The organism is Spirulina subsalsa FACHB-351, assembly GCF_026130165.1.
Taxonomy (GTDB): domain Bacteria; phylum Cyanobacteriota; class Cyanobacteriia; order Cyanobacteriales; family Spirulinaceae; genus Spirulina_A; species Spirulina_A subsalsa_A.
On record NZ_JAIHOM010000016.1, the window covers coordinates 48,323 to 58,943 of the forward strand.

Genomic DNA, 10,621 nt, shown 5'->3' on the forward strand with positions numbered 1-10,621 from the left:
CCAACCTACAAATATACTTTAGAAAAAGTGATTTAAAATGACTCAAGTTCAAGATCATTCCCCTACTCCCCAAGTATTAAACCCTCCGCTATTGGGTATTTCTGGCCTCAATGTTTATTACGGAGAAAGTCACATTTTGCGCAATGTAGATTTAACCGTAGGTCAAGGTCAGATGGTTTGTTTAATTGGCCGGAATGGGGTGGGAAAAACCACCCTGTTAAAAACCGTGATGGGATTGCTTTCTCCTCGGGAAGGCCAAATTAGGTTTAGGAATGAAATCATCACGCGGAAAAGTCCTCACCAACGAGCGAGAATGGGGATTGGATATGTTCCCCAAGGTCGAGAAATTATTCCCCGTGTAACAGTGCGTGAGAATTTGTTATTAGGATTAGAAGCGCGTCCTCAAGGTCGAAAGGGAAATGATACAATTCCCGAGGAAATTTTTGATCTGTTCCCAGTGTTAAAAACCATGTTACACCGCATGGGAGGGGACTTAAGCGGCGGACAACAGCAACAATTAGCCATTGCCCGCGCTTTGATGGGGAAACCGCAATTACTGGTTTTAGATGAACCCACAGAAGGGATTCAACCCTCTATTATTTTGGAAATTGAGGCCGCTGTGAGGGGGATTATTGAAGCTACAGGAATCTCGGTTTTATTAGTGGAACAACATTTACATTTTGTGCGACAAGCCGATCGGTATTATGCCATGCAGAAAGGGGGCATTGTAGCCTCGGGAGCGACAAAAGACTTGAGTCAGGAAGTGATTCAGCGCTTTTTATCGGTTTGATACCCCGAGGGACTCATTTGGGCTAAATTCCAATCGGGTCGCAGATTCTTCGCTTGCCCTAAATAGACGTGAATCATGGCGGCTTGGGGGTGGGGGGTGTTAACGTGAATTAACACCCGAATACAGCGTTCTAGGCTGTTTTCTACGGACATCTGTTGGACATCGAGGAGGGCGACATTATCCCAATTGGGGCGATCGCGAGCAACAGAGGCCGGAAAGATAGCATTTAGGTCAGGAGTGGCCGTAAACACCGCGCTGATAATCTCTTCCGGGTCTAGTTGATTGCGATACTCAATCTCATCCATTAACTCCTTCACAGCCACCTGAATGGCCTCTACTGTATTCTCTACGGCCGTTGTTGCCCCACGAATTGCCCGCACTTTCCAGTCCACTGTTACATCCTCCACTGCTGCAAAATTTCCCGTAACTTGTTAAGGTCGGTAGATCCACATTGGTTGTCCTTGGGTGGAGAGTTCAAACTCTAACCAATCCAAAGAGGTGGCAAGACGCGATCGCCCGGAGACACTACGACCAGACAACAGACGCATCAGGACGGGTTTTTTCTCCTCAATGGTGCGACATTTCGCTTTTTCCGGGTCAAGGTCTACTAAATCCGCTAACCACCGACGGGCATCCTCTTCCGTTCCTAAACGATCCACCACTCCCAATTCTAGAGCTTGCTGACCCGTAAAAATTCGACCATCGGCAAAACTTTTTACTGTCTCAACGGGCAAATTGCGGCCTTGGGCAACGGTTTCTACAAACTGCTCATAACTGGTATCAATCAACTGTTGCAGGATGTCCATTTCCTCGGGGGTGGATTCCCGGTCAAAGGCTAGAATGTCCTTATAGGGGCCGGATTTAATGGTTTTGAAGGATACCCCTACTTTCTCTAACAGACGTTCTAAATTATTGCCCCGAATAATGACCCCAATACTCCCGGTAATGGTGCCTGGATTGGCCACAATGTGATCGGCCCCTACGCCAATATAAACCCCTCCCGAAGCCGAAATATTGCCGAAACTGGCGATGACTTTCACTCCCTTATGGCGAATCCGTTGCAGTGCGTCGTAAATTTCTTGGGAGTCTCCTACGGTACCCCCGGGGGAGTCAATGCGTAATAACAGGGCAGGATAATGTTCCTCTTCAACGGTTTTAAGGGCTTTGAGGACTCTTTTCCGGGTTTCTGAGGCGATCGCACCCGTGATTTCAAGGCGGGCAATTTGCTTACGTTTATTCGGTTTGAAGGGCCAGATCATGGACAAGTTCACCAGTCAGTAAAAGCCTACTGTTCTATTTTACTCGCGAAGGGGGTGATCTCACTCTAGCCAAAAATACCCCCCAGTCGCTACAATAGTTCATTGAACCCATATCGACCTTGGAGAGGTGGCAGAGTGGTTGAATGCGACGGTCTCGAAAACCGTTAAGGCGGCAACGTCTTCGAGGGTTCAAATCCCTCCCTCTCCGTTCTTGTTGCCTTCGTTAATGGTTGACTATAATCTGAGCAAAAATAGTAAGCTAGTTGGCATTTAAACCACCTCTTCTAAAAGCTGAACCCTTTAGCTAGCTTGGATCGAGACAGAAATTTAAATCATTAACAGATTATTAGCAAAATATCCACCCAAATCGCCCAAGAGATAGGCTTCGCCCAAGAGATAGGCTTGATTTGAGTGGATTTTAGGGGAATTATTTTAGGCGAATTCTAACCTAATTTTTTGCCTGCTACTCCTAGAAACCTATACAAATTTAGGCTTCTAGAGTTATCGGAGCGGCGGGATTTGAACCCACGACCCCCACTACCCCAAAGTGGTACGCTACCAAACTGCGCTACGCCCCGATTGCTTTTCAGCTTAGTCATCCTAACACAATGTTTTAAAAAATAGCAAGGGGTTTAGAAAATTTGTAGGCTAGAGAGGGCTTGAACCATAGCGGGGACAGCATCAGGGGACCAATTGCCCTCACATTGGCGATCGCCCGACACAATCAAACGCAGATCATAGGCCAGGGGAAACCCTTCCACTCCTACCCAAATCCCCTCGCTTTCGGCCTCACAACTAATCCGTTCCTCCTCCATCAACTCCTCGGCCATTTGGGTCATAGTAGCCGCTAGTTGTGCCACTAAACGACAAAAGGCTTGATATTCCGCCTCCGTTAGCTCAAAAGCCCAATTATCCCCCCCTACCATTGCCTTGTAGCGGGGAGCCTCACCATCCCAACCTAAACGCCATCCGTTACCTTGTTTTAAGAATCGTGCCAAAACTTTACGCCCCTCGTCAGATTTCCGTTTTATAGTAGTTTTAAAATTGGCGCAGTCCTCTCCAAATCGTAAATTTCAGGAAAATACTATGGCTCTTGAATATCCAGATGACTTGAAGTATCTCGATACCCATGAATATGTCCGTCTTGACGGTGAAATCGCCACAATTGGGATTAGTGCCTTTGCCGTTGATCAACTGGGGGATCTTGTGTTTCTCGAATTACCGGAAATTGGGGACTCCCTTGAAGCAGGCAAGAGTTTCGGTACCGTGGAGTCAGTGAAGGCTGTGGAAGAGTTGAATGCTCCGGTGTCGGGGACTGTGATAGAACGGAATGATGCCATGATTGACAATCCCGAAGCGATCGCCGACGATCCCTATGGAGAAGGTTGGCTCGTCAAAGTCCGTTTAGATGATCCTGACGGAGAAATTGACGAAGTGCTAACCGCCGACGAGTACCGGACCCAAGTGGAAGGCGAAGATTAAACCCCCTCCCAAGATATTCAGTGAGGATTGACCGCCATGCAGGTGAGTGAACTAGCCATTTATCCCATTAAGTCCTGTCGAGGGATTGCCTTGACGCAAGCTCAGGTTTTGAGCAAGGGTTTTTTGTGGGATCGGGAGTTCATGATTACCAATGAGCAGGGTCAGTTCCTCACCCAACGGGAATTTCCCCAACTGGCCACCCTGGGGGTGACAATAGACGGGGAGAGGATCACCCTTTCCGGTGAGGCGATCGCACCCTTGAGTGTTCAGACCACGAATCAGGGAACAAGCCAAGAGGTTCAAGTATGGCGCGATCGCACCCCCGCCATTGATCAAGGGGAAACCGTTGCCCAATGGTTAACCCAAGCCCTCGCCCTTCCCTTCCCCGTCCGTCTTTTTCGCCAATCTCCCCACCCCCTCCGCATCGCCGATCCCCACTATACCGGACGCACCGATCAGCCCGTCAGTTTTGCCGATGCCTACCCCTTCCTCCTAACCAATACAGCATCCCTAGCCGAATTAAATCGCCGTTTAGAGGCCACCTATGGCAACTCCAGCCAACAAGTGCCGATGGCGCGTTTTCGCCCCAATATTGTGATTCACAGTGATCATCCCTTCCTTGAGGATCACTGGCAAACCGTACAAATTGGCGCGCTCCGATTTGCCGTCGTTAAACCTTGTAGTCGCTGCCTTGTCACCACCACCGATCAACAAACGGGGCAAAGAAACCCCCTCAAAGAACCCTTAAAAACCCTCAACACCTTCCGCAATCAAGGCGGCCAGATTATGTTTGGCCAGAACTTAATTCCCCTCGCAGAAGGACGAATTGCTGTAGGAGATCCGGTGACAGTAATTGGGACTTGCTGAATAAGTCCGGGAGTCCGGTTCGTAGTTGCGCTTTAGCGCCCAATCCGGTTCGTAGTTGCGCTTTAGCGCCCAATCCGGTTCGTAGTTGCGCTTTAGCGCCCAATCGGGAGTCGGGGAGCAGGGGAGCAGGGGGGCAGGGGAGCAATTATCAATTATCCTCAACTCACTCAAATTAAAGTATTTAAAATCGTTTGTAACTTTAACTGCACCTCCGCTAATTCCTTCTCTGGATCAGAACCTGCCACAATTCCCGCCCCACCATACAAACGGGCTTGATTTCCGGTAATTAAAGCCGAACGAATCCCCACAATAAATTCACTATTCCCCGCCATATCTAACCAGCCTAAAGGTGCTGCATAGAGTTCCCGATTAAAAAGCTCATAGTCTTGGATATGTTGACAAGCCGTTTGGCTGGGTAAACCTGCCACAGCCGGAGTCGGATGGAGTTGAGCTAAAATTTTAAGCGGATGGAGATGATTAGGAACAGTCGCTTGAATAGGAGTCCAAAGATGTTGAATGTTAGCCAGTTTTAACAACTGCAAAGGAGAACTTTGAGCCGTAATTCCTAGCTTTTTCAGTTGCTGTAAAATATAACAACTGACCGCTTGATGTTCCCGTTTTTCTTTCTCACTATTTAATAACATTTGGGCAAATTGAACATCTTGTTCCGGGGTTTTTCCTCGGGGAGCAGATCCGGCTAACGCATCGGTTTCTAACTGACCATGCCACAAGCTCATTAACCGTTCAGGACTCGCCCCGATGAAATATTGATCCTGTTGGTTGCTGGTGGAAAAAATATAACAATCTGGGTGTTTTTGCCGCAAGTTATATAAAGAGTGGATTAACTGAAACGGCACAGGAGAGATTACATCTAAACTATGGGCTAATACAATTTTCTGTAGCTTATTTTGAGCAATGAGGTTAAGCGCAGATTGTACAGAAGTTTTGAAATTTTGCGGATAATTAGCAACGGTTTCTAATGGAGGATTGTAAGGCAGATTTTCCGAGATTTTCCAGTAATTACTTTTTTGACAAATTTGGTCTACTTTTTGTTGAAAGTGATAAATTTCTTCTAAAACTTTGTTTAAATTCGATTGAGGATGAATGGAGAAATTGAGAACTAAGCTATAATGATTTTGCTGCCGCGTAATTTGTACTTGGGGGAAAAAGACCGTCGCGGGGGAAAAACAGGATTCAGTCTGGATGGCTTGGTCAAAAAAGGTAAAATTTGCAAAGAATTTAGCCGGGTTAATGGGTTGGGAATCCGTGGTAATTTTGAGAATCGTTTGCTGTTGTTGGCTAATAAAAGCATCAGCTTCCTCAAAACGTCTTTGACCGGAAAAATGAACCGCTAAAACCTGCCCCATTGCAGCAATAGCTGTCTGTTTTTTACCGTTTTCCCAATAAAAATGGAGTTGATGGGGGCGTAAATACTCCTGTAAAAAGAGTAACGGATCAAGGGGGGCGATCGACTGGGATAAACTGACAATTTGAGGGCAGTTTAAACGAATTGCTTGTTGTTGACAATTCCAGAGGGACTTGTACAGTTCGTGGGATTCTAGGGTGAGATCGGCAAGACAGGGAATGGCTGACATGGGGGCAAAAACGTGAATTTTTTTATATTTTTATTAAAATTGTCTTGACAGAAATGAGATGTCTAGGCAGGATATTTTCCGGTCGTAGTTGCTGTCCGTTGGCAGTTGCTGTCCGTTGGCAGTGGCTCAGGATGCACTCTCTGGTTCTCAGTCAGAGCAGCATGATTCGACTGAGGAAGTTTTTTATTCATAGTATCGAACAAAGGTGTTTTCTGTCCCATGACTACGACAAATTTTTCCCCAGAATCTCGTCGTGAACTGTGGTGGGCTGCTATTAAGCCCCCGATGTACACCGTTGCAATTACGCCGATTTCTGTGGCAACGGCGGCAGTTTATGGAGCAACAGGTCAGATCAATGGGTTTACATTTGGGCTATTTTTAGTCTCAGCAATTGCGGTGATTGCTTGGATTAATTTGAGTAATGATGTTTTTGATTCAGAGACAGGAATTGATCAAAATAAAGCCCATTCTGTGGTGAATTTAACCGGGAACAAAGCCCTAGTTTTTTGGCTCAGTAATGCTTGTTTGCTGGTGGGGATTGGGGGGATTGGTGCGATCGCCTATTTCCAACAAGATTGGCGTGTCCTCGGTGCGATCGCCCTCGCCTGTGCATTAGGCTATACCTACCAAGGCCCCCCCTTCCGTTTAGGATACCAAGGATTAGGAGAGTTGATCTGTTTAATCACCTTCGGCCCCCTGACCTTCCTCGCCGTCTGTTACTCCCAAGCCTCCCCCCCCTCCCCTACCCTCTGGGGTGCTTCCCTCTTCGTGGGGATTAGCACCGCCATTATCCTGTTTTGTTCCCATTTCCACCAAGTCGAAGACGACTTAGCCGCCGGGAAGCGTTCCCCCATTGTCCGTCTCGGCACCGCCAAAGGCTCCACAGTCCTCGCTGTCTCTACGGTGAGTTTATACATCCTTACGCCCCTGTTCATCCTATGCGGCTACTTTTCCCCTTGGACTCTTCTCCTGTTCCTCACAGTGCCTGTAGCCTACGAATTAGTGAATCATGTGGGGCAATACCACAATCAACCGGACAAGGTGCGCAACTGTAAATTTATTGCCGTCAAACTCCACTTCTGGACTGGTCTATGCTTAAGTTTAGGCTTAATTCTCTAGCCCCTGATGAATCATGAGATCCTCTGGAAAAGTGTACTTACTCGGGGCCGGAGTCCAAGACCGAGGCACCCTCACCCAACAAGCCCTAAACCTCCTACAACAGGCAGAAGTCCTCATTTATGATGCCCTCGTCGAGGATGACCTGTTACAGTACGTTCCCCCCCACTGTGAGATCATCGACGTAGGCAAACGGGGGGGCAAACCTAGCACCCCTCAAGGGCAAATTAATCAACTCTTAGTGAAATACTGTCAACAGGGGAAACGAGTGATTCGCCTCAAAAGTGGAGATCCCCTGATTTTTGGCCGGGCCCGGGAAGAAGTGGAAGCCCTACAAGAAGCCCATTGTGCCTTTGAAATTGTCCCCGGCCTCTCCTCCGCCCTCGCCGCCCCCGCTTTAGCGGGAATTCCCCTGACGGACAAATATTTAAGCGGTTGTTTTGCCGTCCTCAGCGCCCACGCCCCAGCTACCCTCAACTGGCAAGCCCTCGCCCAAATAGATACACTTGTATTGCTTATGGGCGGTCGTAATCTGCCCCAGATTGTGGAACACCTGCAAAATCAGGGCAAATTCCCGAGCCATCCCGTCGCCATTATTCAAAATGCCGGAAGCCCTGACCAACAAACCTGGGTGGGAACCTTAGCTGATATTGTAGAAAAAACGGCAGGGGTTGCCCTGTCCCCTTGTATTATCGTCGTGGGCGAAGTTGTGAGCTTACAGAATACCTTTCAATCCCCCCAGTCGTCCCCCTTAGCGGGAAAAATGATCTTAGTCACCCGGGCCGCAGACCAGGCCAGCACCTTTACCACCCTCTTGGAAGACCAAGGGGCAAGGGTGATAGAGATGCCGACCTTAGAGATTAGGCCGCCGAGTAGTTGGGAGGGATTGGATCAGGCGATCGCGCAACTGCCCCAATATGACTGGCTCATCCTCACCTCCGCCAACGGAGTAGAGTTCTTTTTTAATCGTCTGGCTGCCCTCAACCAAGATATCCGTCACCTTGCTGGGGTAAAAATTGCCGTAGTGGGCAAGAAAACCGCCAAATTCCTACAACAACGGGGACTACAACCGGATTTTATCCCCCCCAACTTCGTCGCCGATGCCCTGATTGAACATTTCCCCGCATCTCTCCCCGGTCAAAAAATCCTGTTTCCCCGCGTAGAAACCGGGGGGAGGACGGTATTAGTGGAAGAATTAAGCCACCAAGGGGCCGACATTACCGAAGTAGCGGCCTATGAGTCCGGCTGTCCTGCCGCCATTGACCCCACCGCCCTAGTCGCCCTACAACAGGGGAAAATTGACGTGATCACCTTCGCCAGTTCTAAAACCGTGCGCTACTTTGAACAACTGTTAAGCGAAGCAGTAGGGTCTGAGAAGATCCCCCACTTACTGGAAAACCTCTGTCTGGCCTCTATTGGTCCCCAAACTTCCCAGACTTGCCGAGAACTTTTCCAGCGTGTCGATGTCGAAGCGGCAGAATTCACCCTAGAAGGACTCACCGAGGCTTTAGTGAACTGGGCGAATCCCGAAAAACCGTGATACCTTGAATAGAATTGACCCACTGACTGTTGATATGATGGCTGTTCTAACTTTCCGCACAATGGGCAAATGGCGACGGTTTTGGGTGATTGTACTCTTGGGAGCGATCGCCTTTTCCGGCATCCTCTCCGGTTGTCGTTCCCTCCTTGTCTCCCAAGCTGCCCAAGTTCCCCAACTGGTGTTAAGCATCTTAAGTGATCCCAAAACCTTTAACGCTGTCCTCTCCGCAGAATCCCCCAACATCTTTGGCTTAACCTATGAGGGGTTAGTAACAGAAAACCCCATCACCGGAGAAATTGAACCCGTTTTAGCCGAATCGTGGGACTATTCCGACGATCAATTAAGTTTAACTTTCACCCTCAAAGAAAACTTAAAATGGTCCGATGGCGAACCTTTAACCGTAGATGATGTTGTCTTTACTTACAATCAACTTTACCTCAACGAAGACATCCCCTCCAACGCCAGAGATAGCTTAAGAGTTGGACAAAATCAAGTCCTGCCCGAAGTGGAAAAAGTAGACGAACGACGAGTTAGATTTTCCGTCGTTGAACCCTTTGCCCCCTTCCTCGCCAACACTGGACTCCCCATCTTACCCGCCCACGCCCTACGAGAATCTGTCGAACAAAAAGATTCCAGTGGCCGACCCTTATTTATGTCTAAATGGGGCATTGATACCCCCCCCGAGGAGATTGTTTTTAATGGTCCCTATGTCCTCAGAAATTACACCACCAGTCAGCGCGTTACTTTTGAAAAAAATCCCTTTTATTGGGATAAAACCCCCACGGGAGAACAGAAACCCTTTATTGAACGAGTGGTCTGGCAAATTGTTGAATCCACCGATACATCATTCCTCCAATTTCGCTCCGGTAGCTTAGACTCCATCAGTGTTGCCCCGGACTTTTATTCCCTATTAAAACGGGAGGAAGAGCGAGGACAATTTACCATTCATAACGGCGGCCCCGCTTACGGGACAAGCTTTATTACCTTTAATTTAAACCAAGGTACTCGGAACGGTAGACCCCTAGTTGATCCCATCCGTTCCCGGTGGTTTAATAATGTCAAATTCCGTCAAGCCGTCGCCTATGCTATTGACCGTCAACGGATGATTAATAACCTATATCGTGGCTTAGGCAGAAAACAAAACTCTCCGATTTCTATTCAATCTCCCTTCCACGATGACAGCTTAATAGGGTACGACTATAACCCAGAAAAGGCGAAAGAATTGTTATTAGAAGCCGGGTTTCAATATAATGGGGCTGGGCAGTTATTGGATGATCAGGGTAATTTAGTGCGCTGGTCTTTGATGACTAATGCCGGAAACAAAATCCGGGAAGCAATGGCTTCTCAAATTAAGCAAGATTTAGAACAAATTGGGATGCAAATTGATTACGCTCCCTTAGCGTTTAATGTCTTGGTGGATCGTCTCAGTAACTCCTTAGAGTGGGAATGTTGCCTGTTAGGATTAACCGGGGGCAATGAACCCAACGATGGGGCGAATGTGTGGTTTCCTGAAGGAAACTTACATATGTTTAACCAAAAACCCCAAGCGGGACGAGAACCGATTGAAGGCTGGCAAGTGGCCGACTGGGAACACCGTATTGCTGATTTATATATTGCTGGGGCGAGAGAATTGGATTTTGACCGACGGAAGGCGATTTATGTAGAAAGTCAGCAAATTGCCAACGAGTATTTACCCTTTATTTACTTGGTGAATCCCTTATCTTTAAGTGCTGTGCGCGATCGCATTCAAGGCATCGAATTCTCCGCCCTCGGTGGTGCATTCTGGGATCTCCCCAATTTAACCATTGCTAGTGAATAGGGAATAGGGAATAGGTAATAGGTAATAGGGAATAGGTAATAGGTAATAGGTAATAGGGAATAGGTAATAGGTAATAATTATCAATTGTCAATTGTCAATTATCAATTATCAATTCCCCTCTCCCCTGCCCCCCTGCTCCCCCGCTCCCCTGCT

At 47.9% G+C, this 10,621-nt stretch carries 10 protein-coding genes and 2 tRNA genes; 7 read left to right on the top strand and 5 right to left on the bottom strand.

Features of this window, described 5'->3' with window-relative positions:
* Positions 1 to 37 precede the first annotated feature (37 nt).
* Positions 38 to 790: an urea ABC transporter ATP-binding subunit UrtE gene (gene urtE / locus K4A83_RS04850; RefSeq protein WP_265263309.1), complete on the top strand. Its 753-nt coding sequence runs from the start codon at positions 38 to 40 to the stop codon at positions 788 to 790.
* On the opposite strand, the gene aroH is transcribed toward urtE, so the two are convergent.
* Positions 769 to 1,182: a chorismate mutase gene (gene aroH / locus K4A83_RS04855; RefSeq protein WP_265263310.1), complete on the bottom strand. Its 414-nt coding sequence runs from the start codon at positions 1,180 to 1,182 to the stop codon at positions 769 to 771. The genes urtE and aroH overlap by 22 nt on opposite strands.
* Positions 1,183 to 1,221: 39 nt before the next feature.
* The gene (gene sppA, locus K4A83_RS04860; protein WP_265263311.1) at positions 1,222 to 2,049 is read right to left on the bottom strand and encodes a signal peptide peptidase SppA; all 828 of its coding nucleotides are present in this window, start codon (positions 2,047 to 2,049) and stop codon (positions 1,222 to 1,224) included.
* Between the two features lie 121 nt (positions 2,050 to 2,170).
* On the opposite strand from sppA, the gene K4A83_RS04865 reads away from it, so the two are divergent.
* Positions 2,171 to 2,257 (top strand) — tRNA-Ser (locus tag K4A83_RS04865).
* A 296-nt stretch (positions 2,258 to 2,553) separates the two neighbouring features.
* Here the strand turns inward: K4A83_RS04865 and K4A83_RS04870 are convergent.
* Positions 2,554 to 2,627, bottom strand: a tRNA-Pro gene (locus tag K4A83_RS04870).
* A gap of 54 nt (positions 2,628 to 2,681) precedes the next feature.
* On the bottom strand, positions 2,682 to 3,047 hold the full coding sequence (locus K4A83_RS04875) for a DUF1818 family protein (protein WP_265263312.1): 366 nt from the start codon (positions 3,045 to 3,047) through the stop codon (positions 2,682 to 2,684).
* A gap of 88 nt (positions 3,048 to 3,135) precedes the next feature.
* On the opposite strand from K4A83_RS04875, the gene gcvH reads away from it, so the two are divergent.
* On the top strand, positions 3,136 to 3,531 hold the full coding sequence (gene gcvH / locus K4A83_RS04880; RefSeq protein ID WP_265263313.1) for a glycine cleavage system protein GcvH: 396 nt from the start codon (positions 3,136 to 3,138) through the stop codon (positions 3,529 to 3,531).
* Positions 3,532 to 3,567: 36 nt separating this feature from the next.
* Positions 3,568 to 4,398 (top strand): MOSC domain-containing protein, encoded by an 831-nt coding sequence (locus K4A83_RS04885; RefSeq protein WP_265263314.1) that lies wholly within the window; start codon positions 3,568 to 3,570, stop codon positions 4,396 to 4,398.
* Between the two features lie 167 nt (positions 4,399 to 4,565).
* Here the strand turns inward: K4A83_RS04885 and K4A83_RS04890 are convergent, their stop codons facing one another.
* Complete coding sequence (locus tag K4A83_RS04890) at positions 4,566 to 5,993, bottom strand: isochorismate synthase (protein ID WP_265263315.1); 1,428 nt, start codon at positions 5,991 to 5,993, stop codon at positions 4,566 to 4,568.
* A gap of 219 nt (positions 5,994 to 6,212) precedes the next feature.
* On the opposite strand from K4A83_RS04890, the gene menA reads away from it, so the two are divergent.
* The 3 genes from menA to K4A83_RS04905 are packed head-to-tail and all read left to right on the top strand — an operon-like array spanning position 6,213 to position 10,468.
* Entirely contained in the window at positions 6,213 to 7,112 is a 900-nt protein-coding gene (gene menA, locus K4A83_RS04895) for a 2-carboxy-1,4-naphthoquinone phytyltransferase (RefSeq protein WP_265263316.1), read from the top strand.
* A 13-nt stretch (positions 7,113 to 7,125) separates the two neighbouring features.
* On the top strand, positions 7,126 to 8,649 hold the full coding sequence (cobA, locus tag K4A83_RS04900; RefSeq protein WP_265263317.1) for a uroporphyrinogen-III C-methyltransferase: 1,524 nt from the start codon (positions 7,126 to 7,128) through the stop codon (positions 8,647 to 8,649).
* 37 nt (positions 8,650 to 8,686) lie between these two features.
* Entirely contained in the window at positions 8,687 to 10,468 is a 1,782-nt protein-coding gene (locus K4A83_RS04905) for an ABC transporter substrate-binding protein (RefSeq protein ID WP_407809832.1), read from the top strand.
* The last annotated feature ends 153 nt before the right edge of the window (positions 10,469 to 10,621 follow it).